The sequence below is a fragment of the Sunxiuqinia sp. genome, assembly GCF_055140945.1.
This window is the reverse complement of sequence record NZ_JBSQYS010000009.1, coordinates 1-24,712: the sequence shown is the minus strand read 5'-3', so window position 1 is coordinate 24,712 and position 24,712 is coordinate 1. Positions and strand designations below refer to the sequence as shown.

The 24,712-nt window shown below is 39.6% G+C and carries 41 protein-coding genes; 30 read left to right on the top strand and 11 right to left on the bottom strand.

Annotated features, from left to right (window positions below; genetic code table 11):
• Nucleotides 1–18 precede the first annotated feature (18 nt).
• The 29 genes from rpsJ to rplQ are packed head-to-tail and all read left to right on the top strand — an operon-like array spanning nt 19 to nt 14,008.
• Nucleotides 19–324, top strand: a complete 306-nt coding sequence (gene rpsJ / locus ACTB00_RS05790; RefSeq protein WP_159520808.1) for a 30S ribosomal protein S10 — start codon at nt 19–21, stop codon at nt 322–324.
• 23 nt (nt 325–347) lie between these two features.
• A complete protein-coding gene (gene rplC, locus ACTB00_RS05785) occupies nt 348–965 on the top strand; it encodes a 50S ribosomal protein L3 (protein WP_159520806.1) in 618 nt (205 codons plus the stop codon).
• A complete protein-coding gene (gene rplD / locus ACTB00_RS05780) occupies nt 965–1,594 on the top strand; it encodes a 50S ribosomal protein L4 (RefSeq protein WP_463298970.1) in 630 nt (209 codons plus the stop codon). Before rplC ends, rplD begins: the two co-directional genes overlap by 1 nt.
• 12 nt (nt 1,595–1,606) lie before the next feature.
• Entirely contained in the window at nt 1,607–1,897 is a 291-nt protein-coding gene (gene rplW / locus ACTB00_RS05775) for a 50S ribosomal protein L23 (protein ID WP_321287052.1), read from the top strand.
• 9 nt (nt 1,898–1,906) lie between these two features.
• Nucleotides 1,907–2,731: a 50S ribosomal protein L2 gene (gene rplB, locus ACTB00_RS05770; protein WP_159520800.1), complete on the top strand. Its 825-nt coding sequence runs from the start codon at nt 1,907–1,909 to the stop codon at nt 2,729–2,731.
• Nucleotides 2,732–2,746: 15 nt separating this feature from the next.
• The gene (gene rpsS / locus ACTB00_RS05765; protein ID WP_159520798.1) at nt 2,747–3,013 is read left to right on the top strand and encodes a 30S ribosomal protein S19; all 267 of its coding nucleotides are present in this window, start codon (nt 2,747–2,749) and stop codon (nt 3,011–3,013) included.
• 37 nt (nt 3,014–3,050) lie between these two features.
• A complete protein-coding gene (gene rplV, locus ACTB00_RS05760; RefSeq protein WP_463298969.1) occupies nt 3,051–3,464 on the top strand; it encodes a 50S ribosomal protein L22 in 414 nt (137 codons plus the stop codon).
• Between the two features lie 10 nt (nt 3,465–3,474).
• Complete coding sequence (rpsC, locus tag ACTB00_RS05755; protein ID WP_159520794.1) at nt 3,475–4,194, top strand: 30S ribosomal protein S3; 720 nt, start codon at nt 3,475–3,477, stop codon at nt 4,192–4,194.
• Nucleotides 4,195–4,220: 26 nt separating this feature from the next.
• Nucleotides 4,221–4,655, top strand: coding sequence for a 50S ribosomal protein L16 (rplP, locus tag ACTB00_RS05750; protein ID WP_159520792.1), 435 nt, complete (start codon nt 4,221–4,223; stop codon nt 4,653–4,655).
• Complete coding sequence (gene rpmC, locus ACTB00_RS05745; RefSeq protein WP_235934341.1) at nt 4,655–4,861, top strand: 50S ribosomal protein L29; 207 nt, start codon at nt 4,655–4,657, stop codon at nt 4,859–4,861. Before rplP ends, rpmC begins: the two co-directional genes overlap by 1 nt.
• Before the next feature lie 9 nt (nt 4,862–4,870).
• Nucleotides 4,871–5,128: a 30S ribosomal protein S17 gene (rpsQ, locus tag ACTB00_RS05740; protein ID WP_159520790.1), complete on the top strand. Its 258-nt coding sequence runs from the start codon at nt 4,871–4,873 to the stop codon at nt 5,126–5,128.
• Between the two features lie 2 nt (nt 5,129–5,130).
• Nucleotides 5,131–5,496 carry a 50S ribosomal protein L14 gene (gene rplN / locus ACTB00_RS05735; protein ID WP_159520788.1) on the top strand — a complete coding sequence of 122 codons (366 nt, stop codon included), beginning with the start codon at nt 5,131–5,133 and terminating at the stop codon, nt 5,494–5,496.
• Nucleotides 5,497–5,515: 19 nt separating this feature from the next.
• Nucleotides 5,516–5,839: a 50S ribosomal protein L24 gene (gene rplX, locus ACTB00_RS05730; RefSeq protein WP_463298968.1), complete on the top strand. Its 324-nt coding sequence runs from the start codon at nt 5,516–5,518 to the stop codon at nt 5,837–5,839.
• Entirely contained in the window at nt 5,839–6,396 is a 558-nt protein-coding gene (gene rplE, locus ACTB00_RS05725) for a 50S ribosomal protein L5 (RefSeq protein ID WP_463298967.1), read from the top strand. The genes rplX and rplE overlap by 1 nt, the downstream gene beginning before the upstream one ends.
• 3 nt (nt 6,397–6,399) lie before the next feature.
• On the top strand, nt 6,400–6,669 hold the full coding sequence (rpsN, locus tag ACTB00_RS05720) for a 30S ribosomal protein S14 (RefSeq protein ID WP_159520783.1): 270 nt from the start codon (nt 6,400–6,402) through the stop codon (nt 6,667–6,669).
• An 18-nt stretch (nt 6,670–6,687) separates the two neighbouring features.
• On the top strand, nt 6,688–7,095 hold the full coding sequence (rpsH, locus tag ACTB00_RS05715) for a 30S ribosomal protein S8 (RefSeq protein WP_159520781.1): 408 nt from the start codon (nt 6,688–6,690) through the stop codon (nt 7,093–7,095).
• 15 nt (nt 7,096–7,110) lie between these two features.
• Nucleotides 7,111–7,668 carry a 50S ribosomal protein L6 gene (gene rplF / locus ACTB00_RS05710; RefSeq protein WP_463298966.1) on the top strand — a complete coding sequence of 186 codons (558 nt, stop codon included), beginning with the start codon at nt 7,111–7,113 and terminating at the stop codon, nt 7,666–7,668.
• 14 nt (nt 7,669–7,682) lie between these two features.
• Nucleotides 7,683–8,039, top strand: a complete 357-nt coding sequence (gene rplR / locus ACTB00_RS05705) for a 50S ribosomal protein L18 (RefSeq protein WP_159520777.1) — start codon at nt 7,683–7,685, stop codon at nt 8,037–8,039.
• Between the two features lie 5 nt (nt 8,040–8,044).
• Nucleotides 8,045–8,560 carry a 30S ribosomal protein S5 gene (gene rpsE / locus ACTB00_RS05700; RefSeq protein ID WP_159520776.1) on the top strand — a complete coding sequence of 172 codons (516 nt, stop codon included), beginning with the start codon at nt 8,045–8,047 and terminating at the stop codon, nt 8,558–8,560.
• Nucleotides 8,561–8,565: 5 nt separating this feature from the next.
• The gene (gene rpmD / locus ACTB00_RS05695) at nt 8,566–8,745 is read left to right on the top strand and encodes a 50S ribosomal protein L30 (RefSeq protein ID WP_321287039.1); all 180 of its coding nucleotides are present in this window, start codon (nt 8,566–8,568) and stop codon (nt 8,743–8,745) included.
• A 20-nt stretch (nt 8,746–8,765) separates the two neighbouring features.
• Entirely contained in the window at nt 8,766–9,212 is a 447-nt protein-coding gene (gene rplO, locus ACTB00_RS05690) for a 50S ribosomal protein L15 (protein WP_463298965.1), read from the top strand.
• Between the two features lie 4 nt (nt 9,213–9,216).
• Nucleotides 9,217–10,560, top strand: coding sequence for a preprotein translocase subunit SecY (gene secY / locus ACTB00_RS05685; protein WP_159520771.1), 1,344 nt, complete (start codon nt 9,217–9,219; stop codon nt 10,558–10,560).
• A gap of 41 nt (nt 10,561–10,601) precedes the next feature.
• Nucleotides 10,602–10,823: a translation initiation factor IF-1 gene (gene infA, locus ACTB00_RS05680; protein ID WP_053187509.1), complete on the top strand. Its 222-nt coding sequence runs from the start codon at nt 10,602–10,604 to the stop codon at nt 10,821–10,823.
• An 11-nt stretch (nt 10,824–10,834) separates the two neighbouring features.
• Entirely contained in the window at nt 10,835–10,951 is a 117-nt protein-coding gene (gene ykgO / locus ACTB00_RS05675) for a type B 50S ribosomal protein L36 (protein WP_081782363.1), read from the top strand.
• Nucleotides 10,952–10,978: 27 nt separating this feature from the next.
• Nucleotides 10,979–11,356: a 30S ribosomal protein S13 gene (gene rpsM / locus ACTB00_RS05670; RefSeq protein ID WP_159520770.1), complete on the top strand. Its 378-nt coding sequence runs from the start codon at nt 10,979–10,981 to the stop codon at nt 11,354–11,356.
• 11 nt (nt 11,357–11,367) lie between these two features.
• Nucleotides 11,368–11,757 (top strand): 30S ribosomal protein S11, encoded by a 390-nt coding sequence (gene rpsK, locus ACTB00_RS05665; RefSeq protein WP_159520769.1) that lies wholly within the window; start codon nt 11,368–11,370, stop codon nt 11,755–11,757.
• A gap of 18 nt (nt 11,758–11,775) precedes the next feature.
• Nucleotides 11,776–12,384 (top strand): 30S ribosomal protein S4, encoded by a 609-nt coding sequence (rpsD, locus tag ACTB00_RS05660; RefSeq protein WP_159520768.1) that lies wholly within the window; start codon nt 11,776–11,778, stop codon nt 12,382–12,384.
• Between the two features lie 19 nt (nt 12,385–12,403).
• Nucleotides 12,404–13,396, top strand: coding sequence for a DNA-directed RNA polymerase subunit alpha (locus tag ACTB00_RS05655; protein WP_159520763.1), 993 nt, complete (start codon nt 12,404–12,406; stop codon nt 13,394–13,396).
• A gap of 6 nt (nt 13,397–13,402) precedes the next feature.
• On the top strand, nt 13,403–14,008 hold the full coding sequence (rplQ, locus tag ACTB00_RS05650; RefSeq protein WP_463298964.1) for a 50S ribosomal protein L17: 606 nt from the start codon (nt 13,403–13,405) through the stop codon (nt 14,006–14,008).
• A gap of 89 nt (nt 14,009–14,097) precedes the next feature.
• Here rplQ and ACTB00_RS05645 read toward each other — a convergent pair whose 3' ends face one another.
• Nucleotides 14,098–14,460 (bottom strand): response regulator, encoded by a 363-nt coding sequence (locus ACTB00_RS05645; protein WP_463298963.1) that lies wholly within the window; start codon nt 14,458–14,460, stop codon nt 14,098–14,100.
• A 141-nt stretch (nt 14,461–14,601) separates the two neighbouring features.
• Here ACTB00_RS05645 and ettA point away from each other — a divergent pair, with 141 nt between their 5' ends.
• A complete protein-coding gene (ettA, locus tag ACTB00_RS05640; protein WP_463298962.1) occupies nt 14,602–16,287 on the top strand; it encodes an energy-dependent translational throttle protein EttA in 1,686 nt (561 codons plus the stop codon).
• A 215-nt stretch (nt 16,288–16,502) separates the two neighbouring features.
• Here the strand turns inward: ettA and ACTB00_RS05635 are convergent, their stop codons facing one another.
• From ACTB00_RS05635 to ACTB00_RS05590, 10 genes are all read right to left on the bottom strand, one after another.
• The gene (locus ACTB00_RS05635; protein WP_463298961.1) at nt 16,503–17,504 is read right to left on the bottom strand and encodes a serine hydrolase domain-containing protein; all 1,002 of its coding nucleotides are present in this window, start codon (nt 17,502–17,504) and stop codon (nt 16,503–16,505) included.
• Between the two features lie 315 nt (nt 17,505–17,819).
• Entirely contained in the window at nt 17,820–18,383 is a 564-nt protein-coding gene (locus tag ACTB00_RS05630; protein WP_463298960.1) for a hypothetical protein, read from the bottom strand.
• 226 nt (nt 18,384–18,609) lie between these two features.
• Entirely contained in the window at nt 18,610–19,509 is a 900-nt protein-coding gene (locus tag ACTB00_RS05625) for a 5'-methylthioadenosine/S-adenosylhomocysteine nucleosidase family protein (protein WP_463298959.1), read from the bottom strand.
• Between the two features lie 9 nt (nt 19,510–19,518).
• Nucleotides 19,519–20,226: a hypothetical protein gene (locus ACTB00_RS05620; protein ID WP_463298958.1), complete on the bottom strand. Its 708-nt coding sequence runs from the start codon at nt 20,224–20,226 to the stop codon at nt 19,519–19,521.
• Nucleotides 20,227–20,274: 48 nt separating this feature from the next.
• Entirely contained in the window at nt 20,275–20,982 is a 708-nt protein-coding gene (locus tag ACTB00_RS05615) for a hypothetical protein (protein WP_463298957.1), read from the bottom strand.
• A 1-nt stretch (nt 20,983) separates the two neighbouring features.
• Nucleotides 20,984–21,241 (bottom strand): hypothetical protein, encoded by a 258-nt coding sequence (locus ACTB00_RS05610; protein ID WP_463298956.1) that lies wholly within the window; start codon nt 21,239–21,241, stop codon nt 20,984–20,986.
• A 297-nt stretch (nt 21,242–21,538) separates the two neighbouring features.
• Nucleotides 21,539–21,769 (bottom strand): hypothetical protein, encoded by a 231-nt coding sequence (locus tag ACTB00_RS05605; RefSeq protein WP_463298955.1) that lies wholly within the window; start codon nt 21,767–21,769, stop codon nt 21,539–21,541.
• Nucleotides 21,770–21,890: 121 nt separating this feature from the next.
• Nucleotides 21,891–22,367, bottom strand: a complete 477-nt coding sequence (locus ACTB00_RS05600; RefSeq protein ID WP_463298954.1) for a hypothetical protein — start codon at nt 22,365–22,367, stop codon at nt 21,891–21,893.
• 847 nt (nt 22,368–23,214) lie between these two features.
• A complete protein-coding gene (locus tag ACTB00_RS05595; protein ID WP_463298953.1) occupies nt 23,215–24,120 on the bottom strand; it encodes a nucleotidyltransferase family protein in 906 nt (301 codons plus the stop codon).
• 155 nt (nt 24,121–24,275) lie between these two features.
• Nucleotides 24,276–24,712 (bottom strand): gamma carbonic anhydrase family protein (locus ACTB00_RS05590; protein ID WP_463298952.1); only part of this gene is annotated, 437 nt, incomplete at its 5' end.

Sequence of the window (24,712 nt, the reverse complement as noted above, 5' to 3'; positions counted from 1 at the left end):
TAATTATTTTATCTCATCATGAGTCAAAAGATCAGAATTAAGCTGAAATCGTATGATCATAACTTGGTTGACAAGTCAGCTGAAAAGATCGTAAAGACTGTAAAAACAACAGGTGCAGTTGTAAGTGGGCCAATCCCACTTCCAACTCACAAGCGCATTTTTACAGTGTTACGTTCAACTTTCGTGAACAAAAAATCACGTGAGCAATTTCAGGTGTCTTCATACAAACGTTTGATCGACATTTACAGCTCAACAGCTAAAACTATCGACGCCTTAATGAAGCTTGAATTGCCAAGTGGTGTCGAAGTAGAAATTAAAGTTTGATAACCTGTAAAAATTAAAAAGAAATGGCAGGAATAATCGGTAAAAAAATCGGAATGACATCCGTATTCAGTGTTGAGGGAAAGAACATTCCATGCACTGTGATAGAGGCTGGTCCTTGTGTTATAACACAAGTGAAAACAGCTGAAACCGATGGCTACGACGCTATTCAGCTGGGGTTTGGTGACAAGAAAGAAAAGAACACCACCAAAGCTGAGTTCGGTCACTTCCAGAAAGCTGGAACGGACCCAAAGCGTAAAGTTGTCGAGTTTACAGAAGTTGAAGGAGATTACAAGCTTGGTGATACCATTACTGTTGATGTAATCCAGGAAGAAGGTTGGGTCGATATAACCGGCGTAACTAAAGGTAAAGGATTTCAAGGGGTTGTAAAGCGTTACAATTTCCGTGGAGTTGGCGATGCCACACACGGTCAGCACAACCGTTTAAGAGCTCCTGGTTCGCTAGGTGCGTCTTCTTACCCTTCCAGAGTATTTAAAGGAATGCGTATGGCTGGTCGTACCGGCGGTGCTCAAAAAACGATCGAAGACCTCAAGGTCTTGAAAGTAATTCCTGAAAGTAACCTATTAGTTGTTAAAGGATCAATTCCTGGAGCAAAAGGATCATTTGTAATAATTAATCAGTAATGGAAGTACAAGTATTAGATAAAACAGGAAAAGAAACCGGGAAAAAGGTCGATTTGCAAGACCAAATTTTCGGTATTGAACCTAATGATCACGCGATCTATCTTGATGTAAAACAATACTTGGCCAACAAACGTCAAGGAACCCATTCAGCTACTGAACGTGGTGAAATTGTTGGAAGTACTAAAAAGATCAAGAAACAAAAAGGTACCGGTACAGCTCGTGCAGGTAGCATTAAGTCACCTGTATTCAGAGGTGGTGGTCGTGTTTTTGGACCTCGTCCAAGAAATTATGGTTTCAAATTGAACAAGAAAGTAAAAGCTTTAGCTCGTAAATCAGCATTGAGTTACAAAGCGAAAGCAAGCGATATTTTAATTCTTGAGGACTTCTCTCTGGAAGCGCCAAGAACAAAGGAGATGGCAATGATCAGTAATAATCTGAAAATTAACGATAAAAAGTCTCTTTTCGTTTTACCAGAAGAAAATAAAAACATATATTTGTCCTCCAGAAATTTACATGGCGTATCTGTTATAACTGCTTCTGAGTTAAGTACTTATCAGGTAATGAACGCTAATAAGGTAATCTTTTTTGAAAGTTCGGTTGGTAAAATCGAAGAACAATTTAAGATTTAAAGGGGATAAGTAATGGATATTTTGATAAAACCCATAGTGACAGAAAAGATGACGGAACAGGCTGAAAAGCTGAACCGTTATGGATTTCTCGTTCGCAGAGAAGCGGATAAGAAACAAATCAAACAAGCAGTTGAAGAACTGTATAATGTGAGTGTATCTTCGATTAATACCATGGTTTATGGTGGCAAAAATAAAAGCCGCTATACAAAAGCCGGAGTTATTAGTGGAAGAACAGCTGCATATAAAAAAGCAGTTATTACATTGGTTGATGGAGATGCAATTGATTTTTACAGTAATATATAATAATAGGAAATGGCAGTAAGAAAATTAAAACCAGTTACTCCGGGTCAAAGGCACAAAATTATTGGAGCTTTTGATACCGTTACTGCATCAACGCCTGAGAAATCATTGTTGAAGCCCATGCAGAAGTCCGGTGGCCGTAATAGCCAGGGACGCATGACAATGAGGTATATAGGTGGAGGGCACAAGAAGAGATACCGCGCGATTGATTTCAAACGCGAAAAAGACGGTATCCCTGCGCGTGTAGAGTCTATTCAGTACGACCCGAACCGTACTGCTCGTATCGCACTGTTGGTTTATGCCGATGGTGAAAAAAGATACATGCTGGCTCCCAACGGATTGCAAGTTGGACAGACAGTATTGAGCGGTACCGGAGTTGCTCCTGAGGTAGGAAACTCACTTCCACTTAAAGAAATTCCTCTAGGTACTATTGTACACAATATTGAGCTTCAACCTGGACAAGGTGGCGTAATGGTGCGAAGTGCAGGAACCTATGCACAGTTGACCTCTCGCGAAGGAAAGTATGCAATTGTAAAACTACCTTCTGGCGAATCTAGAATGGTACTCGTCGCTTGCCGAGCTACAGTTGGTACTGTTGGAAACACAGAGCATAACCTGGAAAGATCTGGAAAAGCAGGTCGCTCTCGTTGGTTAGGAAGAAGACCACGCGTACGTGGTGTTGTGATGAACCCTGTCGATCACCCAATGGGTGGTGGTGAAGGACGTTCATCAGGAGGACACCCTCGTTCACGCAAAGGCTTGTTAGCTAAAGGTTATAAAACCCGTGCTAAGAAAAAGTCTTCCAATAGGTACATTGTAGAAAAACGCAAGAAATAATTAAAGGAGTAGGATATGAGTCGTTCACTAAAAAAAGGCCCTTTTATTGCATATAAGCTTGAGAAAAAAGTTGATGTAATGAATGAATCAGGAAAAAAGTCTGTAATCAAGACTTGGGCCAGAGCATCAGTAATCTCTCCCGACTTTGTAGGGCACACTATCGCAGTTCATAACGGGAATAAATTTATTCCGGTTTACGTAACTGAAAACATGGTTGGCCACAAGCTTGGCGAATTTGCACCTACAAGAACTTTTAGGGGACATGCCGGTAACAAACGATAAGGCATGAGATTCTCATTAACTATTAAAAGAATTTACGATGGGTGCTAGAAAAAGAAATAGAGCAAATGAGCTGAAAGAAGCTCGGAAATCACAATACTTCGCTGTACTGAAAGATTGCCCTACTTCACCACGAAAAATGAGGCTTGTTGCCGATATGGTTCGCGGAATGGAAGTAAACAAGGCACTAGATGTACTGAAGTTTTCTTCAAAGGAAGCTTCTCGCAAAGTTGAGAAACTGTTGATGTCTGCCATTGCAAACTGGCAGGCTAAAAACGAGGGAGCTCGTTTGGAAGAAAGCAATTTGTATGTGAAAACGATCGCTGTTGATTCAGGACGTCAGTTAAAACGTCTTCGCCCGGCTCCACAAGGCCGTGCACACCGAATTCGCAAGCGTTCTAACCACGTTACACTTTGCGTTGATAGTAAGAATCTAGAAAACGATAACGAATAAATAGTAATACATGGGACAGAAAGTTAATCCAATCAGTAATCGTTTAGGGATCATCCGAGGATGGGATTCCAACTGGTTCGGTGGAAACGACTATGGTGATAAGCTGGTTGAAGATACCAAGATCCGTGAATACTTGAATGCCCGTTTGGCAAAAGCAAGTATTTCAAGGATCATTATCGAAAGAACCTTGAAGCTGATTACCATTACCGTTCACACGTCAAGACCCGGTATTATTATTGGCAAAGGTGGTCAGGAAGTTGACAAATTGAAAGAGGAGTTGAAGAAGATCACCAGCAAGGAAGTTCAGATCAACATCTTTGAGATTAAAAGACCTGAGCTTGATGCACGTATCGTTGCTAATAATGTTGCACGTCAAATTGAAGGTAAAATTGCTTACCGACGTGCTACAAAGATGGCGATTGCCTCTACGATGAGAATGGGTGCGCAAGGAATTAAAATTTTAGTTTCCGGTCGTTTGAACGGTGCTGAAATGGCGCGCTCTGAAATGTATAAAGACGGTCGTACTCCTTTGCACACACTAAGAGCTGATATTGATTATGCTCTTGCCGAAGCTTTAACAAAAACCGGTTTAGTCGGTGTTAAAGTTTGGATTTGTAAAGGCGAAGTCTATGGAAAGCGTGATCTTTCTCCAAACCTGGGACAGAAAAACACTCAAGGTGGTCCTCGTGGTGGTGGCAGAAGTGGCGGTTTCAGAAAGAAAAGAAAATAATTCGAAAACCTTTTAATTGAAAAAGGATGTTACAGCCGAAAAAGACAAAATTTAGAAGAGTCCAAAAAGGACGAATGAAAGGGAATGCCCAACGTGGTACAGAACTAGCATTCGGATCTTTTGGTATAAAGTCGTTGCAAAGTTCATGGCTTACCGGGCGCCAAATTGAGGCAGCCAGGGTTGCGGTAACTCGTCACATGCAACGTCAGGGTCAAATTTGGATCCGCATTTTCCCAGATAAACCGATTACCAAGAAGCCTGCAGAAGTACGTATGGGTAAAGGTAAAGGTGCTCCTGAAGCATTCGTAGCGCCGGTTACTCCGGGGCGTATTTTAATCGAAGCAGACGGTGTTCCATTCGAAATGGCGAAAGAAGCTTTACGTTTGGCAGCACAAAAGCTACCGGTTACTACGAAGTTTGTTGTTAGACGTGACTATGTTGAATCTATTAAAGAAGATTAATGATGAAAGCATCAGAAATTAAAGAATTAACAGACAAGGAAATTCTGGAAAGAATCCAATTGGAAAAGGAAACCTTGACACGTCTAAATATGAATCATGCAGTTTCACCGCTGGATAACCCGATGAAAATCACGGAAACCCGCAAGAACATTGCACGCCTTCAGACCATCAAGCGTCAAAGGGAATTGAATCAAAATCAGAATTAATTTGTAGTAATGGAAGCAAGAAATCTGAGAAAAGAACGTGTTGGCGTTGTCGTGAGCGACAGTATGGAGAAAAGTATTGTTGTTGCTGTTAAACGAAAAGAAAAACACCCGATTTACGGGAAATTCGTTAACAAGACGACTAAATTGTACGCCCACGACGAAACAAACACTTGCAGCGTTGGTGATACTGTAAAGATCATGGAAACACGACCTTTGAGTAAAAGCAAACGTTGGAGATTAGTTGAAATTATTGAAAGAGCTAAGTAATCATGATACAACAGGAATCAAGATGTTCAGTTGCCGATAACAGTGGTGCCAGAGAGGTGCTTTGTATTCGCGTTTTAGGCGGTACGAAAAAGCGCTATGCATCACTAGGCGATAAGGTTGTTGTGACTGTAAAAAGTTCAATTGCCGGTAGTGATTTGAAAAAAGGAACTGTGTCTAAAGCCATTGTTGTTCGCACTAAAAAAGAAGTACGTCGTCAGGATGGATCTTATATCCGTTTCGATGATAATGCGGTCGTTTTATTGAACAACACAGGCGAAATGCGCGGAACTCGTATTTTTGGCCCTGTTGCAAGGGAACTTCGTGATCAAAACATGAAAATTATTTCGCTTGCACCTGAAGTGCTTTAATGCATAATATTAAAACAAAATGCAGACAAAATTACACATTAAAAAAGGTGACACCGTTGTTGCTATTGCCGGAAACGATAAAGGAAAACAAGGCAGTGTTCTCGAAGTGTTTCGGGAAAAAAGCAGAGCAATTGTGGAGGGTGTTAATATGGTGAAAAAACACACAAAACCTAATGCGGAAAATCCGCAGGGAGGTATTGTTGAAAAGGAAGCACCAATCCACATCTCGAACCTAATGCACGTTGACCCCAAAGAAGGTGGGAAGACACGCATCGGTCGTAAACTCACCGACAGCGGTAAACTAGTACGTTATTCTAAAAAATCTGGAGAGGAGATTAAGTAATGGCTTATACACCAACACTTAAGAAAAAATATTCGGAAGAAGTCATTCCTGCTTTAAAGAAGGAATTTGACTATAAATCTGTTATGCAGGTTCCGAAATTAGAGAAAATTGTTCTAAACCAAGGAGTTGGAGCTGCTATCGCCGACAAAAAAATCATTGAAGTTGCCACAGAGGAAATGACAATGATTGCCGGTCAAAAAGCAGTCCAAACCAAATCGAAGAAGGACATCTCTAACTTTAAATTGAGGAAAAAAATGCCGATCGGTGTACGTGTGACACTGAGAAAAGAGAGAATGTACGAATTTCTTGAAAGGCTGATCAACATTTCTTTGCCACGTATTCGTGACTTTAGAGGTATTGAGAGTAAAATGGACGGACAAGGAAATTACACACTTGGAATTCCTGAGCAAATTATTTTTCCGGAGATCAATATTGACAAGGTTAACCGTATTAACGGTATGAACATTACTTTTGTTACCACTGCAGATTCTGATGAAGAAGGTTTTGCTTTATTGAAAGAGTTAGGTTTACCTTTTAAAAACGTAAAAAAGAACTAAGTTATGGCTAAAGAATCAATGAAAGCCCGCGAAGTAAAAAGGGCGAAGCTTGTTGAAAAATACGCCGATAAAAGGGCTCAGCTTAAAGCAGAAGGTGATTACGTAGGTTTGCAAAAACTACCTAAGAATTCATCAAAGGTACGCATGCACAATCGTTGCAAATTAACTGGACGTCCAAAAGGCTATATGCGCCAATTTGGAATTAGCCGGATTAATTTCCGCGAAATGGCCTCTGAAGGTTTAATTCCAGGTGTTAAAAAAGCAAGTTGGTAAATAATAATTACAAAAGTAATGAGTAAAATTACAGACCCGATAGCAGATTTTTTGACACGCGTTCGTAATGCACAATCTGCAAAACAACGTGTTGTTGATATCCCTGCGTCAAATATAAAAAAGGAAATGACCAAAATCCTGAAGGATAAAGGTTATATTTTGAACTACAAGTTTGAAGATGATGTAAATTACCAAGGTAGCATTAAAATTGCCTTGAAATATCATCCTGAAACAAAGCAGCCAGCCATCAAATCAATCAAAAGAATCAGTAAGCCTGGTTTGAGACAATATTGCGACAGCGATAATATCCCTCGTGTATTGAATGGTTTGGGAGTTGCAATCATATCAACCTCCCGAGGAGTGATTTCTGACAAAGAAGCACGCGACCTCAATATAGGTGGTGAAGTTTTATGTTACGTTTATTAATAAGGAGGAATAGTAATGTCAAGGATAGGTAAATTACCAATCGAAATACCAGCCGGAGTAACCATTAACGTTTCCAACGAAAATGTAGTAAGCGTTAAAGGAAAACTTGGCGAGCTTTCGCAAAAGGTAGACCCGGAAATTGAAGTAGCCATTGAAGACAACCAAGTTGTAGTTAAGCGACCAACTGACCAAAAAAGACATCGTGCATTGCACGGTCTTTACCGTTCATTGGTTAGCAACATGGTACTTGGTGTTTCCGAAGGTTATGAAATTAAATTGGAACTTGTTGGTGTAGGTTATCGTGCCGAAAACCAAGGGCAACTGTTAGACTTGGTACTTGGGTACTCTCACCATACATACCTGCATCTTCCTGAAGAGGTTAAGGTTGAAGCTGTAACCGATAAAAGAAACAATCCAATTGTAACTTTAAAAAGCTGTGACAAACAGTTAATCGGTCAAGTTGCTGCCAAAATACGTTCATTCAGAGCACCAGAACCATACAAAGGAAAAGGTGTGAAGTTTGTCGGTGAAGAATTAAGACGTAAAGCTGGTAAATCAGCCGCTGCTAAATAGTAAAATTTGAAACCATGGCTTTAACGAAACACAAAAGAAGATATAGAATTAAAAAGAGAATCCGGAAAATCGTAACCGGAACTTCTGAAAGACCACGTTTAAGTGTATTTAGAAGCAACAAGCAAATCTACGCCCAATTGGTTAACGATTTGGACGGAAGCACTTTGCTTGCGGTCTCTTCATTGAATAAAGAAATCAGCGAACAAGAAGGCAATAAAGTAAATCAAGCTGCATTAGTTGGAAAAGCATTAGCTGAAAAAGCGAAAACAGCCGGAATTGAAAATGTTGTGTTCGATCGTAATGGATATTTGTATCACGGTAGAGTAAAACAATTAGCTGAAGCTGCCCGTGAAGGTGGCCTTAAATTTTAATGATTATGGCAGGAAGTATTAAGAAAGTCAAAACAACAGACATTGAACTTAAGGACCGTTTGGTTGCAATTAATCGTGTAACCAAAGTGACCAAAGGGGGTAGAACTTTCAGCTTTTCAGCAATTGTTGTAGTAGGTAACGAAGACGGCATTGTTGGATGGGGACTTGGTAAAGCAAGTGAAGTAACTACCGCGATTGCAAAAGGTGTGGACGCTGCGAAGAAGAATTTAGTAAAAATTCCTATTCACAAAGGAACAATCCCACATGAGCAACTCGCCAAATTTGGTGGTGCCCGCGTATTCTTAAAACCTGCATCATCAGGTACCGGAGTAAAAGCCGGTGGTGCGATGCGTGCAGTATTGGAGAGTGTTGGAGTACATGACATCCTAGCAAAGTCAAAAGGATCGTCAAACCCTCACAACCTGGTTAAAGCAACATTCAACGCATTACTCGAACTGAGAGATGCTTATACCGTTGCCGAACACCGTGGAGTTTCTTTAGGAAAAGTATATAAAGGATAGGAACTATGGCTAAGATAAAAATTACTCAAGTAAAAAGTAAAATTGGTTCCAACAAAGTGCAGAAAGCAACAATCGAAGCACTTGGAATTAAGAAATTGAATCACTCTGTTGAAAAAGAAGCCACTCCTCAAATTTTGGGGATGGTTAGCAAAGTGAGCCATTTGTTGAAAGTTGAAGAAATTTAAAATAGTTTAAGCTAACAATTATGGATTTAAGTAATCTTAAACCTGCAGCAGGATCCGTAAAAAAGGATAAGCGTATTGGTCGTGGCCAAGGCTCCGGACGTGGTGGTACTTCAACACGTGGTCATAAAGGAGCTCAGTCAAGATCAGGATATAGCCGTACACGCGGTTTCGAGGGTGGTCAAATGCCATTGCAACGCCGTGTGCCTAAGTTCGGATTCAAGAATATAAACAGGGTAGAATATAAAGCCATTAACCTGGATTCTATACAAATATTAGCCGAAAGCAAAAAGCTTACGGCTATTGATGTGGAGGTATTGGTTGGTGCCGGTCTGGCTGCTAAAAACGACCGGGTAAAGATTTTAGGAAACGGCGAGTTGAAGTTGAAATTAAATGTGAAAGCACATGCCTTTTCTGAATCAGCAAAAGCAGCTATCGAAAAACTAGAAGGAACCACAGAAACACTCTAACCTGATGAAAAAATTTATCGAAACCCTAAAGAATATTTATAAGATTGAAGACTTAAGGTCTCGTTTGGGAATTACACTATTCTTTCTTTTAATATACCGATTAGGATCGTTTGTAGCCTTACCTGGCATAGACCCGGCACAGCTGGGAGAATTGAAAAACCAAACTTCAGATGGGTTGCTGGGGTTATTGGATATGTTTTCAGGAGGGGCTTTTTCAAACGCATCTATTTTCGCTTTAGGGATTATGCCTTACATTTCAGCTTCGATTGTGATTCAGTTGATGGGAATAGCCGTCCCATATTTTCAACGATTACAAAAAGAAGGTGAATCAGGAAGAAGAAAAATTAACCAGATAACCCGTTATCTGACTGTGTTAATTTTGCTATTCCAGGCACCTGCGTATTTGACTAACTTGACGTATCAATTACCAGAATCGGCTTTTGCAGTTCAAGGTGTGATGTTCACAGTAACATCAACCATAATTCTGTGTGCTGGATCTATGTTTGTTATGTGGTTGGGAGAGCGCATTACCGATAATGGGATAGGGAATGGTATATCACTGATTATCATGATTGGTATTATTGCCAATTTGCCTGGAGCTATTGTGCAGGAATTCGTTTCCCGTATTGAGCAAGCAGGTGGAGGTATGGTTATGTTCCTTGTTGAGTTTGTTTTACTATTTGTTGTTTTCATGCTAACGATTCTTTTGGTACAAGGTACCCGCAGAATACCAGTTCAGTATGCAAAACGTATTGTAGGAAACAAACAATACGGAGGAGTACGTCAGTATATACCTTTGAAAGTGAATGCTGCCGGAGTTATGCCAATTATCTTCGCGCAAGCAATCATGTTCGTTCCAATGAGTATTGCAGGGTTTGCCAATTCGGAAAGTTTAAGCGGTTTTGCGGCTGCATTCGCTGATAACACCGGGTTTTGGTATAACTTCACTCAATTTGTACTGGTCATATTGTTTACGTACTTTTACACGGCAATTACAGTAAATCCAGTGCAGATGGCCGAAGATATGAAGAAGAATGGCGGCTTTATTCCTGGAGTTAAACCCGGAAAGAAAACAGTTGAATTCTTAGATACGGTCATGTCTCGTATTACGTTGCCAGGGTCAATTTTCCTTGGATTTGTAACTATTTTGCCGGCTTTTGCGATGATTGCCGGGATCAATACACAGTTCGCCTATTTTTATGGCGGTACTTCACTGTTGATTTTGGTAGGTGTTGTTTTAGATACTTTACAGCAAATTGAAAGTCACTTGTTGATGCGTCACTATGATGGGTTGATGAAATCAGGCCGAATCAAAGGACGTACCGGTGGAGCGGGTTCAATGATGTAATTGTAAAAACAAGAGCAAAAAGAATTAAAACTTAATTTTTTATGGCAAAACAGCCTTCAATAGAACAAGACGGAACAATTATCGAAGCATTATCAAATGCCATGTTTAGAGTTGAACTTGAAAACGGGCACGTGATAACAGCACATATCTCTGGTAAAATGCGAATGCATTATATCAAAATTCTTCCAGGTGATAAAGTGAAAGTGGAGATGTCTCCATACGACTTGACCAAAGGAAGGATTACTTTTAGATATAAAAATTAAAGTACGAAATAATGAAAGTAAGAGTATCCATTAAGAAGCGCAGCGCCGACTGCAAAATAGTACGCAGAAAAGGCCGTTTGTACGTGATCAACAAAAAGAATCCGAAGTTCAAACAGCGTCAGGGATAATTAATTAACTTTGTAAAAAATTTATTTATGGCTCGTATTGTTGGAGTTGATATTCCTAATAATAAAAGAGGAGAAGTTGCACTGACTTACATCTACGGAATTGGAAGTAGTCGTGCAAACATGGTCCTTGCCACTGCTGGAGTTGATCCAAATGTGAAAGTTCAAGATTGGACTGATGACCAATTTGCAGCTATTCGTTCTGCGATCAATGATAATTTCAAAGTAGAAGGTGAACTTCGCTCTGATAACCAGTTGAACATTAAACGACTGATGGATATCGGTTGTTATCGTGGTATTCGCCACCGTATCGGTCTTCCTGTACGCGGACAAAGTACAAAAAACAATGCCCGTACCCGTAAAGGAAGAAAGAAAACTGTAGCTAATAAGAAAAAAGCCACTAAATAATTAATTGAATTATGGCAAAAAAGACAAGTTCCAGTAGGAAAAGAGTTGTTAATGTGGAAGCTACCGGTCAGGCGCATATTCATTCTTCATTCAATAATATCATTATCTCATTGACTAATAGTAACGGAGAAGTTATCTCTTGGTCATCAGCTGGTAAAAAAGGTTTTAGAGGATCGAAGAAGAATACACCTTATGCTGCTCAGGTAGCCTCTGAAGAATGTGCAAAAACTGCATATGATCTAGGCCTAAGAAAGGTTAAAGTATTTGTGAAAGGACCAGGAAATGGTCGTGAATCAGCTATTCGAGCTATTAATAGCGTGGGCATTCAAGTGAGTGAAATCGTTGATGTTACACCATTGCCACACAATGGTTGCCGCCCATCGAAAAGAAGACGTGTTTAATATTTTAACGAAAAAGTAATGGCTAGATATACAGGACCAAAAACGAAAATCGCAAGAAAATTTGGTGAACCAATTTTCGGACCCGATAAAGTACTTGAAAAGAAGAACTACCCACCAGGTATGCATGGGCAAACTGGTCGCAGACGTAAAAAGTCTGAATATGGTGTTCAGTTAAAAGAAAAGCAAAAGGCGAAATATACTTACGGTGTTTTAGAGAAGCAATTCTCGAACTTGTTTAAGAAAGCATCAGCAGCAAAAGGTGTTACCGGTGAGGTATTGCTTCAACTGCTGGAAGCAAGATTGGATAACGTTGTTTTCCGTCTTGGATTAGCTGCTTCTCGTGCAGGTGCCCGTCAGTTAGTGACTCATAAACACATCATGGTAAATGGAGAATTAGTTAATATTCCTTCATTTCAACTTCGTCCGGGCGATATTATTAGCGTGCGCGAAAAATCAAAATCATTGGAAGTAATTTCTGATGCGCTGACTTCGCACCGTTACAATAAATACGCCTGGTTGGAATGGGATGGCGCTCAAATGAGCGGTAAGTTTTTAAATCGCCCAGAGCGGGAAGAAATTCCTGAAAATATCAAAGAACAACTTATTGTAGAGTTGTATTCTAAATAATAAATTACTCAGTATTATTATGGCAATATTAGCGTTCCAAAAACCTGACAAAGTAATAATGGTCGAATCTGATGAGAAATTCGGTAAATTCGAATTTCGTCCATTGGAGCCCGGTTATGGTATCACAATCGGTAATGCTCTTCGTCGGATCCTATTGTCGTCTTTAGAAGGTTATGCAATTACAACGCTCAAAATCGAAGGCGTTGATCATGAATTTGCAACTGTTAAAGGGGTGATGGAAGATGTTACTGAAATCATTCTTAACCTGAAGCAAATTCGTTTCAAGCGCGAAGTTGAAGATTTTGACAGCGAGAAAGTTTCTATTTCGATTAGCGGTCAAGAAGAATTTACTGCTGGCGACATCAACAAGTTTATGACTGGCTTTAGGGTGTTAAATCCTGAATTGGTTATTTGCCGGATGGAAGCTGATGTTAAATTGCAGGTGGAATTAACAATCAACAAAGGCCGAGGCTATGTGCCCAGCGCTGAAAATAAGCCTGTAGATGCTGAGTTTGGTTTAATTCCGATCGATTCAATCTTCACACCAATTAAAAATGTGAAGTATGCTGTTGAGAACTATCGTGTGGAGCAAAAGACTGACTATGAAAAGTTAATCTTAGACATCCAGACTGATGGCTCAATTCATCCTAAAGATGCTTTAAAAGAAGCTGCTAAAATTCTGATTTATCACTTCATGCTCTTCTCTGATGAGAAAATTACATTAGACTCTGATGAGAAATTCGCAAACGAAGAGTTTGACGAAGAAGTGCTTCATATGCGTCAGTTATTGAAAACCAAGTTGGTTGATATGGACCTTTCGGTTCGTGCTCTTAACTGTTTGAAAGCTGCTGATGTTGAAACTTTAGGTGAGCTGGTTACCTACAATCGTAATGACTTATTGAAGTTTAGAAACTTCGGTAAAAAGTCGTTGACGGAGTTGGATGACCTTCTTAACAACTTGAATCTAACGTTCGGAATGGACATTAGTAAGTATAAACTTGACAAGGAATAAGCAGAAATGAGACATAATAAAAAATTCAACCATCTTGGAAGGAAGACTGCTCATCGGAAGGCCATGTTGTCAAATATGGCAAACTCTCTGATTTTCAGTAAGCGAATTACTACTACGGTAGCTAAAGCTAAAGCACTGAAGATGTACGTTGAACCGCTTATTACAAAAGCAAAAAATGACACAACCCATTCACGCCGTATTGTATTCAGCGTATTGAAAAGCAAAACTGCAGTTGCAGAGTTGTTTAGAGATGTAGCTGATAAAGTAGGCGAACGCCCGGGAGGATACACACGTATTCTGAAAACCGGTAACCGTTTGGGAGACAATGCTGAAATGTGTGTTATTGAATTAGTTGATTACAACGAGAACTTGTTATCGGCTAAAGAAGATAAGCCTAAAAAACGTCGCTCACGCCGTGGTGGTGCTAAAAAATCTTCTGAAGATACTGCTGCAACTCAACCGAAGAAAAAGGAAGTTGCCGAACCAAAAGCTGAAGCTGTTGTAGAAGAGCCAAAAGCAGAGGAAGTGAAAGAAAAAGCTGCCGCTGAAGAAGTAAAGGAGCCTGCAAAAGAGGAACCAAAAGCTGATGACGAAGAAAAGAAAACCGAATAACATCGGTTATCAAAATAGCTTAAAAAAGAAGAGCTGACCATTTGGTCAGCTCTTCTTTTTTCACGAATAACGCAAACGCTCAGGCTTTATCAGCCTAAGTAATGCTTTAGTTTCTCATTCAGCTCTTTTGCTTGAATAGGTTTGACGAGATAATCAGTGGCTCCTAAATCAAAACATCGTTGCCTGTCAGCATCGGCAGTGCTGGTGGTGCAAAAAATGATCGGAGTTTTGTTGTTGATGTTGTCATTTAACGATCTTATTTGCCGGGTTATTTCTGCCCCATCAATCAAAGGCATCCATAAATCCATCAGGATTAGATCGTATTTGTTGACTTTTGAAAGACGCAAAGCTTTTGGACCTTCATCAGTCGTATCTACTTCATAATCTCCTCGTAACGAGTAGAACAGAAATTTCAGATTTATTGGATTGTCATCAACAACTAAGATTTTCAAACCTATTTGTTTTAATCTATTAAGTACATGGATAAAGTTAGGTATATAAGTGACGAAATTCCCTTATTTTTGCTAACTGATAATTGGCTTACGGTAGCTGATAAAGTGGTTTAGATTTAATACTAATGAAATAATCAAGATATGGCAGACGATAAACAAATCATTTTCTCGATGCATCGGGTAAGTAAAACTTTCCCTCCGCAGAAACAAGTACTTAAAGATATCTCGCTTTCTTTTTTCCTTGGAGCGAAGATTGGAATTATTGGGTTAAACGGTTCCGGTAAATCAACCTTACTCAAGATCATTGCAGGGCTCGAAAAATCATACCAGGGAGAGGTCGTTTTTTCTCCCGGATACACGGTTGGTTATTTGGAGCAGGAACCTCATCTCGATCCGGAAAAGACGGTTAAGGAAATCGTCGAAGAAGGTGTTCAGGAAGTTGTTGATGTGTTAAAAGCGTACGAAGACGTAAACCTTAAATTCGCCGAGCCCGAAGTGCTGGAAGATCCGGATAAGATGGAAGCCTTAATATCGGAGCAGGAAAAACTACAGGAAAAGATTGACCGATTTGACGCCTGGAACCTGGACACGAAATTAGAACGGGCAATGGATGCGTTGCGCTGTCCTCCCGGAGAACAAAAGGTTGGAGAGCTTTCAGGAGGCGAACAGCGTCGGGTGGCTTTGTGCCGCTTGCTACTAAAAGAGCCCGATGTCTTATTGCTCGATGAACCAACCAACCACTTGGATGCCGAATCGGTACAATGGTTGGAACTGCACCTGCAACAATACAAGGGAACCGTAATTTGTATTACGCACGACCGGTACTTCCTTGACAATGTGGCCGGATGGATTTTAGAACTTGATCGGGGAGAGGGCATTCCCTGGAAAGGAAATTACTCATCCTGGTTAGAGCAAAAATCAAAGCGACTGGCGCAGGAAGAGAAGCAAACGTCGAAACGACAGAAGACCCTGCAACGCGAGCTTGAGTGGATTAAAATGGCTCCAAAGGCGCGACATGCAAAAGCAAAAGCTCGTTTGAATGCCTACGACCAATTGATGAGTGAAGATACCAAGCAAAAGGAAGAAAAGCTGGAGATCTTTATCCCGAACGGACCTCGCTTAGGTGAAAAAGTAATTGAAGCGCATCAGGTAGCGAAAGGATTTGGCGACCGCTTGTTGTTTGATGACCTTGATTTTGTTTTGCCTCCAAACGGCATTGTTGGCGTAATTGGGCCTAACGGTGCCGGTAAAACAACCTTGTTTAAGTTGATCATGAAACAGCTTGAAGCCGATAAAGGGACGTTTGAAGTTGGTGATACCGTGAAAATCTCGTACGTCGATCAATCTCACGCTGCGATCGATCCGGACAAAACAGTTTATCAGGTTATTTCGGGTGGAAATGAACTGATCCAAATGGGTAACCGACAACTAAATGCGCGTGCCTATGTGTCGCGGTTTAACTTTGGCGGAGCAGACCAGGAGAAAAAATGTGGCGTACTTTCGGGTGGTGAGCGTAACCGACTTCATTTAGCCATGGCTTTAAAAGAGGAAGGCAATGTACTGCTACTCGATGAGCCAACCAACGATATTGACGTCAACACCTTACGGGCACTGGAAGAAGGACTGGAAAGCTTTGCCGGTTGTGCCGTGGTAATTTCCCACGACCGTTGGTTCCTGGATCGTATAGCGACCCATATCCTGGCTTTCGAGGGAGATTCACACGTTCATTATTTTGAAGGGAGTTACTCCGAGTACGAAGAGAACAAAAAGAAACGTTTAGGCGACGAAGGCCCACACCGAATTAAGTATCGAAAACTGGTGAAATAGCTTTCTAAAGCTCACCAAAAAAATCAGAACCTGAGATATCCCTTTATTGCATCTTTAAGCAATAAGGGGATTTTTGTATAAACGCCCTGCTTTCGGATATGCGTCCGGTCTTGGTTCTTCAGGTTGGGTAGTAACTCAACGATTAGCCCGAACGCTTGCGAAAACGAGCTTATGAAGCTTATGCTGTCCTACTTCGGAAAAGTTGCCCGATATCGCTACTGTGGCTGGTCGTTCTTTTTCAATATTTTAACGATCCGGTTATACATTATTTCTGACATATTCCAATTGTAGCCATCAAAGTTTACCGTGTTTGTAAATTGAATGACGACCGCATCTATATCCTTATGATATTTGGCAATCGTTTGGTATCCCGGTATCAGGCCTGTGTGCTCATACTTATAAATGGAAGAATAAATTTCTTGTTCTTTTTTATCTCTAAAAACAGAGCCATCATTTAACGCTCGGATAAATTTGCTCAAATCTTCTGCTGTTGCCAGTATCGAGCCAATATTATTCGTTTTTAAATCCGTATCATAACCCACATAATAGCCACTCATCACATCATCAATGTTTACATCCTGAATAGAGCCAAAAGTATGCTTGAGATTCAGTGGGTTTAAAATTTCCTCTTGAATATATTGGAATGTAGCATACCCAAGTACTCGGTTCATTATCCGGCCTAGTAATAAGTAATTGGTGTTGGAATATTCATAATCTTCGCCGGGTTTAAAGTTGGCGGGTTTATCCAACACCAAAGCAAGGTTTTCATCTGCTGTCTCTTTTGGAGCCACCCAATACATATAGGTGTCCGTATAGTTCGGAATACCACTTCTATGGGTAACCAACATTCGCAACGTGATGTTATCTGCGTATTCTATTCTGCCATTTAATTCGGGCAAATAATCTGCGAGTGTCTTGTCTAAAGATAATTTTCCATCAGACACCAGCTTTGTAACCGCCAGGGCGTTATACAATTTACTCACACTTGCAATTTTAAATAAGGCATTGGGGTCGGCCGGAATTCTGTTTTCTCTGTTTTTATATCCCGATGTGTAAAATTCTGATTGATTCCCTTTTCTGTTGACACAAACAACAATACCATCAAATCCGTAATCTGCAGCTTTATCTACTTGCTCCTGAGTGGTATTGGGTAGTGGCATGATCCAAGCTGTTACAATCGGCCACGGAACAAAATACAATGAGATTATTGTTCCCAAGAACAATAAAATTCTAACGATTTGTTTTGATTTCTTTTTAGTCATTCTAATTTTGGTACGTTACTGAAAGCTCTGAAAACGTTGAAACGTAAGTTCCATCGAATTCCATTAAAATTGGAAATTCTGATGAGATGAAGGTACATATTTCCTTTGTTAAAGGATAATGTCTGTATATATCGTATCCAAACCTATTATATCATTATGGGCTATCAATTAGTTTGATAAAAGTTGACTGCATCATAAGAGCCTTATGAATTGAGAGGTTCACGTACTGTTTGAGAGAAGTTAGGAGGGGAATTCCACTGGCTTAACAGACTATGTGCTGTTGTTATTTATTTTTTCTTCAAATCGTTTCTTTATCGTTCTAACTATTGAGCGATTACTCAAAAAATGAAAAGGTGAGACTCCTGCAAAAAACGAATAGGCAACACTATTAACCAAAATATCAGATTCATCATAAATAATTGTCACTTGTCGACCACCATTATACAGATATTCTGATGATGGAGTCAAGATTGTCATGTCCCGATTACTAATTTCTGAGTCCCATTTTAGTTCACTTATTATCTCATTGATATATTGTTGGTTTATTTCCTTTTTAGTTCCCCTAATTCTTTTCAATCTGTCGGTATTAAATCCAGAGATTGTCAAGCCACCGGCAATTACGATAACAGGAATATAAAACATCCAAGCATTCTCTGTCGAGGAGTATGGGTTGTCAATTGAGAGGACCATTAAATAGGATATTAAAGAAGAAATAAAGATGAATAAAAACAATAGTTTGTCGAGAAAAAGATGAAACCATTTACTTTTATAAACCATTCTATCTTTTTCAATTGATTTTTTAGTATCTATTTTTATGTCTTTGAAATCTAACATTTAATCGATATTTGTCTGTTCTGTTTCAGTCATCGGTGCCTAACGTCTGTGTCAATGACGAGTGTTCTTTATTTACCACGCTGTCTCACTATTGTATCGTGTGGCAGTGAAACAAAACCACGCGAAAGGATTCGAGCGGGAGTAGGAGGCTCCGGATTGTAGTTCAACCCGGGCTCAAAGCTGGGCACTACGTGCCGCTTAAAGCCCTATTTGTTGTGTGCAGTAGTTATTCTAAATATTCATTAATAAACCTTTTCAGAGTATTTGAACTAGTATAAAGACTATAGTTTCTTCTCTCATTCGTTTCTAATTTATGTTCAGTATTGTCGCCATAATCATTTACACTTTTCACTGACAAGAAGTTCGGAGCATAGTCCTTAAATACTTGAGTTGCAGAATAATACAGGCCATATGTCTCCATGTCTAGTCCTTTCACCCCAATATAAACATCATTAATTTCTTTCATTATGGCGCTACTTCTCAGTAATGAACTACCTGTAACTAGGAGTCCTATATGTGCTTTTAAAGGTGACTCAATCTTGCTTTTATGTGGATAGCTTTCCTTGATGCTTTGGATTGCTTTTGATTTTGTATATAGCTCTAGCTGGTTTTTTAGATGCCCATTAATGGAGCATAAGTTATGCATGAATTTTTTATCCTTGCTTTCATCCTTTCTTTCAATCTCAACAATACTATGATAATTGAGCGACTTTTCTGCAATAATTACGTCTCCTATCTTGCATAGATTTTTGTTTCCTGCACAAATGCCAACCATAAAAATATAACGAGGTCGAAAGTTGCTAATGACTTTGGTTGTGAGTGAGGATGCAGCCTCAAGTCCCATACTATAGGGAAACGGTATCAATACCTTAATAGCCTTTTTTTTCGATTGAATTGTTCCTTGATAGTAAATAGTAGAATCATTCTTGTTGAATATTACTGGTTTTATTGAATCTACAATTGACTTAACAGATTCAAACTCATCAGAAGAAGCTGTAATTATTACAGCTTCAAAAAGTCCATGATGTTCCTCAAATTCATGAAAACTTTGATCAATTCCAAGGAGCTCAATTGCCTCTTTCTTAAACTCTTTGCAAGATTGTATAATGTTCCTGAAGTCAGACATAGATTATTCTTACAGCAGATGTTTTTTCATAGCTTTGAAAAAATTCTCATATACTTTTTCATCATCTGTGTCTGGTATAGTCAATTGAATGTTAATGTTTAACGTGACATTTTGCCCCAATTCATTTGTTATTTTTCGGGTAACTGATGGTGTATCTATTGTTGAAGTCGAATCAATTTGTTGTTCGTCACTTTTAGTTTTTGGTGGCACAGACTTGACTGGAGCAGCACTAGCTTTTGTGGGTGATAGTAATCCATCCTTTTCCTCAACAAGATTGGTAAATAACATCATTTCAATCACAGCCCCTGTTCCAGTTTTAACGTAACCTTTCAGTTCTTTACTTAGCGAATAGGCAATATGTGATTGAAAGTCTTCAGTCGTGCGAGGTTTTATTCCGAGTGCTGTTATCATGGACTCCAAGAAATGGTTTGCAACTAGAAATGAATGTAGTATTTTGATAGATTCATCTTCCATGTTGTTTGCAAGCGAAAGACCTAGCTTTTTACCCTCTTCCGTTGCTTCCTTCTTTTTACCTCCAGTTATTATTCCTATCGATTCTAAGAATCCATTATTGGTACTAATGGACGTTTTTGGAATACTAGTTAGTTTGTTCAAATCATCTAATGATGAAGGACTTTTGCTTTTTGCAAAAGCAATTAGAAGTTTCTTCAATTCTGAGAATGAAGAATAGGGTAGTTTAAAGTCTAATTCTGCCATGATTGGTTTATTTTGTTTTTAATTGTGTTAGGCACTGTTTTTTTATGTTTAAGTTGTCAAACCGATTTGCTCAAGTAACATTTTCCCTAAGTATGTAATTCTACGACTGGATGTCTTTGGTTTTCCGGTTGTCTTATTAAAATCTGGGAATCCTGTCTTTCTGTCAAACTGCAAACGACTTTCAATTAATTTAAGTCTCTCTAAATGTTCTTTATAGCTATCTTGAAGTGAAGATTTATTAAATGTTTCTTTATCTGCTCCTTTATATGCACTTATCGGTGTCAAAATATTTTTATGCTTACTCCTGAAAGCAATGTCCCCACTTGTTGTTGGGTCGAGATAAAACCTTAACCAAATAATTTCCAAGTCATTTAACTCTGATAAAAGCTTAAGTAAATATTTTGAATCCTGGAATTCAATTGCTTCATCATTAATTCCGTTTGCAATTATTGAAGCAATATATTTACGTCTTTCATCGGAAGTTGCTCTTGATGCCTGTATAAAACCTTCTTCAATTAAATCAATAAATCTCTCGTCTGATATTAACTCACTTATCTTTTCTGATTGAATTTTAGTAAGTCTTTTATCAAGCTCTTGAATATATTTAGAAAGTCTGTCAATTCTTTGGTTGGGAATTACAGTATCTACAATCTCAGACAATAAACCTCCAGCAAATGGAACAACACCCACTGCAGACTTGGCTATTTTTGCAACAATGTCTGTTTTATTGTTATCAAGATTTGTTTTATCATTCATGCTATTTAGATTTTTCCTGAATAATATCTTTTTTCATTCTTTCAATCAACTCTGATTTTTGGAACGCTTTACTAAAATTAGGAAGAAGTAAACTACGACCAATTTGATAAATATCTTCTTCAGACAAGTCGTCTGTGTCTTTATTGAAGTCAATGTGATAATCTTGTGAGCTTAAATCTGCTTTTAGCTGATTTGCTAGTACAGATTTATTTGAGTCAATATCTACGTTTTTCGTTAGTAAAAATTCCTTTAAAATCATGGTTATTTTATTAATGATGTCGTTTTTTAAAATTGTGCCTAACGATTGAGCAAGTACTCAAAGGTGTTGTTATTTTTTCTATATCGAATTTTATTTCAGTTCTTTTGCTCGATTCATATCCAAGTATCGTTTGAATGTAACGTATGTTTGCGCTTTGTTCCAATAAATGAGTTGCCCGCCTAAGTTTGATTGTGCTCTGAAAATCCATACCGTATTGTTATACAGCGGTACAAGATAGCTAAGTTTACAGAATAATTAATTTTGATAGCGATAATTTAGTTTCATTCAAAATAAGGTCTATTTAACACCCCCCCCCACTTCAAAACCGACTCGAGTCGGTAAAAAGGTAACTGCAGTCGGGTAAATGATAACTTGAGTCAGGAAAATGGTGACTGCAGTTGGGTAAATGATAACTTGAGTCGGTAAAAAGTAAACTTCGCCCGGGTAATGGGTGGGCGAAGTCACCAAAAAGCAAACCGGAGTCAGGGAAATGGTGACTCCAGTCGCTGTTAAACAAACTCGGGTCATGTTTAACTAAACTGCAGTTCTATTCGGGTAGACTGGTTCAGAAATAAGTGTGGGAGCGTGTAGTTAGAATAAAAAAACGAAGATCGTGATGATCCCCGTTTTAGCGCTGAACCGTTTCTGCTTATTCAGGTTGTTCGGCTTGTTTTCGGCTACCATTACTCGAAAATCGCTTTTTCAGGTCCTCGTAAATTGGTTTTGCACCCGGAACACTCATTTTGGCAGCCTGCTTCACCGAGTTGTAATAGGTCAGTGCAGCGGTGTAGCTTTCCGATCCGGCTTCGGTGGTCGTGTCATCCAGGTTTTGGGCCAGTTGCAAAACCGGATGAATAATCGTGTTCAGCTTTTCCCAAACATTCATATCCACATTAAACCCATCGGTATTGAGGTAGGGTGGTGCAAACTGCGGATCGGACTGGCAATAGTCGAGGCATTTCTCCACAAACGGAGCCGTACCATCACTCATTTTAGGTAACGACTTTCGTTCGTCGGCATTTAACGCGATCAGGTAAGGTTGTAACAGGGTTGATAGTTCAGTGACTTTTGTTAGGGCTTCGGTTGCCACATCATCCGGAAGTTGATTGTTGATTTTGTTTTCCATGCGTATGAATTAAAAAATTAGAAAAATGAATTAACAGGTAACAAGTTAGGACATTGAAAGCTGAATGACATAATATTTCCGAAGTGTTTTATGAATGAGCTGTTTTGGGGTGTAAACAAGCCCATTTCTCACACGAACGAACAAAATCAATGTTTTTCAACCCGTTTTTTAGATGAACATTTGATTGGTTTGATGGCCTCTGTTTCCGAAGAAATGTCATTTTTTGAGATTTAGGGGTGAAAAGTCGCAGTGTCCGGTCACAGTATTCAGTAGCGGGTCCTCTACGTCACCAACAGGAGAAAAGCGCGGCCTGCGAGGGTTTTGAACCAGAAAACAAGGAAAGGAAAGTCGCAGTGTCCAGTCACAGTATTCAGTACCAATTCCTCAACTTCACCGATAGGAGAAAAGCGCGATGGCCGTCAAAACGCCCGGACGAGGGTTCGGTTTTGACTTGATTTTTTTGGTTCCTTTTCTCATCCAAGGAGAAAAGGAACTAGGGCTTGGGGCAACGCCCCAACCAATTGGCATAAATTTCGATAGCTATAGAGTCGCATGCAATTGAATTCCAGTAGGCCACAAGGTTCCCTTTAGGGGATTTAGGGGTAAAAAAGCACAACATCCGATTGACACATTTCAAAACCATTTTCCATTATGGCGCATAAAACGTTCACCACAATTCAACACCTATTGATTGCGCCATTTCAACTACTAATGCATTTTCCCCCAGGCGTTGCCTGGGGCTATTATTGTATAACCCTTTCGGGGTAAGGAAAAGAAATGAAATCCCGTCTGGAACGACAAGGCAAAAAAGTCACTGGGGTTTGGGGTGAAACCCCGGTTTTGCTCTTTACCAAAGCTTTTTCGGGTAGTCGCCTTGTTCTGTTAGTTTTTTTACTTGTTCAACTACAAAAGGCTTATCCTCCGGGTAAGTTACTCCAAACCATTGCGAGTCGGCATCCAGCACTTTTGCTTGTGCTTGTCCGGTTCTGATCAATTCAAATACCACGCTCGGGATGTAGAATTCCGATTTTGGAGTCTCCATTTTTTCATCTAAAAACTGCTTAAACTGATTCTCCAAATGTTGGAACAGGCTGGGGTGGAAGCCCCAAAAGTTCATCGATGCAAGCGTGTTGTCGTCTACCACAACTTTGTTATCATTGTCATCTGTAAACGTAATCCGGCCATTCTCCCGGGCAATTTGGTGACGCTCGGTAATCTGCACTAAATTGCTGCTTTCATCGGTTTTGCAAATCCCACGAGAAACCGTGCCAAACTCCGACAAAGTATTTTTTACCTGGTAGCCTACCATGCTGTAGTTATCCGCTGCAACTTCGCTTGTTAAAAAATCAGCTGCTACCCGGAACGATTCACGTCCGTAAAAATCATCAGCATTAATCGCAGCAAATGGTTCTTGAATCACATCTTTAGCCATCAGAATGGCATGTCCGGTTCCCCACGGCTTTTCCCGTCCTTCGGGCAGACTATATCCATCGGGTAAACGATCCAGCTCCTGGTAAACATATTTCACTTCAATGTTACCGTCCAGTTTCCCGGCAAATTGTTTTTTAAAAGCATCAGCGAAACTTTCGCGGATAACGAAAACTACTTTGCCAAATCCGGCACGAATGGCATCAAATATCGAATATTCCAGAATGGTTTCCCCATTAGGACCAATCGGTTCAACTTGTTTCAATCCGCCATAACGGCTTCCCATTCCGGCTGCTAATATTAAGAGTGTGGGTTTTGTATTCATGCTTAATGAGGTGTTAAAATTTTTTGTCGAGTATTTTTTGTTGACCAATGAAGAGCAAGAACCTGTAATGGTTTTCATTGGTTATTTTTGCAATTGAAGAATCCCGGTTATTCCCTGATCAGAATAACGCAGCGTTATAAATTATTTATTCTTTTTTACTCTTTATACCAACTGGCATACATGCCGTAAGCGTTGGCAATACGGTGAATCTCGCCTTCCAGCAGATCAGTACCTATCGATTTTACTTTCTTGGCAGGAATACCGGCATACACACTTCCGGCTTCAACAATGGTTCCTTTGGTAACAACCGATCCGGCAGCAATAATGGTATTGCTTTCTACCACAGCGTTGTCGAGCACCACGGCATTCATTCCAATCATCACATTGTCGTTTATGGTACAGCCATGTATAATTGCCCCATGAGCAATGATGACGTTATTGCCAATGTTGGTTGGCGATTTTTGGTAGGTCGCGTGTATCACCGCACAATCTTGCACGTTGGAGTTTTTGCCTATTTTTATGTAGTGAACATCTCCGCGTATAACTGCACTGTACCAAACGCTACTGTTATCACCAATTTCTACATCACCTA

What these genes read in the sequence shown, in the direction of transcription:
- rpsE (WP_159520776.1), top strand. Translation starts at nt 8,045, where the DNA reads ATGGCAGGAAGTATTAAGAAAGTCAAAACAACAGACATTGAACTTAAG.
- rplE (WP_463298967.1), top strand. Translation starts at nt 5,839, where the DNA reads ATGGCTTATACACCAACACTTAAGAAAAAATATTCGGAAGAAGTCATT.
- ACTB00_RS05625 (WP_463298959.1), bottom strand. Translation starts at nt 19,509, where the DNA reads ATGTCTGACTTCAGGAACATTATACAATCTTGCAAAGAGTTTAAGAAA.
- rplO (WP_463298965.1), top strand. Translation starts at nt 8,766, where the DNA reads ATGGATTTAAGTAATCTTAAACCTGCAGCAGGATCCGTAAAAAAGGAT.
- rpmC (WP_235934341.1), top strand. Translation starts at nt 4,655, where the DNA reads ATGATGAAAGCATCAGAAATTAAAGAATTAACAGACAAGGAAATTCTG.
- rpsS (WP_159520798.1), top strand. Translation starts at nt 2,747, where the DNA reads ATGAGTCGTTCACTAAAAAAAGGCCCTTTTATTGCATATAAGCTTGAG.
- rpmD (WP_321287039.1), top strand. Translation starts at nt 8,566, where the DNA reads ATGGCTAAGATAAAAATTACTCAAGTAAAAAGTAAAATTGGTTCCAAC.
- rpsK (WP_159520769.1), top strand. Translation starts at nt 11,368, where the DNA reads ATGGCAAAAAAGACAAGTTCCAGTAGGAAAAGAGTTGTTAATGTGGAA.
- secY (WP_159520771.1), top strand. Translation starts at nt 9,217, where the DNA reads ATGAAAAAATTTATCGAAACCCTAAAGAATATTTATAAGATTGAAGAC.
- rplD (WP_463298970.1), top strand. Translation starts at nt 965, where the DNA reads ATGGAAGTACAAGTATTAGATAAAACAGGAAAAGAAACCGGGAAAAAG.
- ACTB00_RS05610 (WP_463298956.1), bottom strand. Translation starts at nt 21,241, where the DNA reads ATGATTTTAAAGGAATTTTTACTAACGAAAAACGTAGATATTGACTCA.
- ykgO (WP_081782363.1), top strand. Translation starts at nt 10,835, where the DNA reads ATGAAAGTAAGAGTATCCATTAAGAAGCGCAGCGCCGACTGCAAAATA.
- ACTB00_RS05595 (WP_463298953.1), bottom strand. Translation starts at nt 24,120, where the DNA reads ATGAATACAAAACCCACACTCTTAATATTAGCAGCCGGAATGGGAAGC.
- rpsM (WP_159520770.1), top strand. Translation starts at nt 10,979, where the DNA reads ATGGCTCGTATTGTTGGAGTTGATATTCCTAATAATAAAAGAGGAGAA.
- rpsQ (WP_159520790.1), top strand. Translation starts at nt 4,871, where the DNA reads ATGGAAGCAAGAAATCTGAGAAAAGAACGTGTTGGCGTTGTCGTGAGC.
- rpsH (WP_159520781.1), top strand. Translation starts at nt 6,688, where the DNA reads ATGAGTAAAATTACAGACCCGATAGCAGATTTTTTGACACGCGTTCGT.
- rplV (WP_463298969.1), top strand. Translation starts at nt 3,051, where the DNA reads ATGGGTGCTAGAAAAAGAAATAGAGCAAATGAGCTGAAAGAAGCTCGG.
- ACTB00_RS05655 (WP_159520763.1), top strand. Translation starts at nt 12,404, where the DNA reads ATGGCAATATTAGCGTTCCAAAAACCTGACAAAGTAATAATGGTCGAA.
- ACTB00_RS05630 (WP_463298960.1), bottom strand. Translation starts at nt 18,383, where the DNA reads ATGTTAGATTTCAAAGACATAAAAATAGATACTAAAAAATCAATTGAA.
- rplW (WP_321287052.1), top strand. Translation starts at nt 1,607, where the DNA reads ATGGATATTTTGATAAAACCCATAGTGACAGAAAAGATGACGGAACAG.
- rplR (WP_159520777.1), top strand. Translation starts at nt 7,683, where the DNA reads ATGGCTTTAACGAAACACAAAAGAAGATATAGAATTAAAAAGAGAATC.
- rplN (WP_159520788.1), top strand. Translation starts at nt 5,131, where the DNA reads ATGATACAACAGGAATCAAGATGTTCAGTTGCCGATAACAGTGGTGCC.
- ettA (WP_463298962.1), top strand. Translation starts at nt 14,602, where the DNA reads ATGGCAGACGATAAACAAATCATTTTCTCGATGCATCGGGTAAGTAAA.
- infA (WP_053187509.1), top strand. Translation starts at nt 10,602, where the DNA reads ATGGCAAAACAGCCTTCAATAGAACAAGACGGAACAATTATCGAAGCA.
- rpsJ (WP_159520808.1), top strand. Translation starts at nt 19, where the DNA reads ATGAGTCAAAAGATCAGAATTAAGCTGAAATCGTATGATCATAACTTG.
- ACTB00_RS05600 (WP_463298954.1), bottom strand. Translation starts at nt 22,367, where the DNA reads ATGGAAAACAAAATCAACAATCAACTTCCGGATGATGTGGCAACCGAA.
- ACTB00_RS05605 (WP_463298955.1), bottom strand. Translation starts at nt 21,769, where the DNA reads ATGACCCGAGTTTGTTTAACAGCGACTGGAGTCACCATTTCCCTGACT.
- rpsC (WP_159520794.1), top strand. Translation starts at nt 3,475, where the DNA reads ATGGGACAGAAAGTTAATCCAATCAGTAATCGTTTAGGGATCATCCGA.
- rplB (WP_159520800.1), top strand. Translation starts at nt 1,907, where the DNA reads ATGGCAGTAAGAAAATTAAAACCAGTTACTCCGGGTCAAAGGCACAAA.
- rplF (WP_463298966.1), top strand. Translation starts at nt 7,111, where the DNA reads ATGTCAAGGATAGGTAAATTACCAATCGAAATACCAGCCGGAGTAACC.
- rpsN (WP_159520783.1), top strand. Translation starts at nt 6,400, where the DNA reads ATGGCTAAAGAATCAATGAAAGCCCGCGAAGTAAAAAGGGCGAAGCTT.
- rpsD (WP_159520768.1), top strand. Translation starts at nt 11,776, where the DNA reads ATGGCTAGATATACAGGACCAAAAACGAAAATCGCAAGAAAATTTGGT.
- rplP (WP_159520792.1), top strand. Translation starts at nt 4,221, where the DNA reads ATGTTACAGCCGAAAAAGACAAAATTTAGAAGAGTCCAAAAAGGACGA.
- ACTB00_RS05615 (WP_463298957.1), bottom strand. Translation starts at nt 20,982, where the DNA reads ATGAATGATAAAACAAATCTTGATAACAATAAAACAGACATTGTTGCA.
- rplX (WP_463298968.1), top strand. Translation starts at nt 5,516, where the DNA reads ATGCAGACAAAATTACACATTAAAAAAGGTGACACCGTTGTTGCTATT.
- ACTB00_RS05620 (WP_463298958.1), bottom strand. Translation starts at nt 20,226, where the DNA reads ATGGCAGAATTAGACTTTAAACTACCCTATTCTTCATTCTCAGAATTG.
- rplC (WP_159520806.1), top strand. Translation starts at nt 348, where the DNA reads ATGGCAGGAATAATCGGTAAAAAAATCGGAATGACATCCGTATTCAGT.
- rplQ (WP_463298964.1), top strand. Translation starts at nt 13,403, where the DNA reads ATGAGACATAATAAAAAATTCAACCATCTTGGAAGGAAGACTGCTCAT.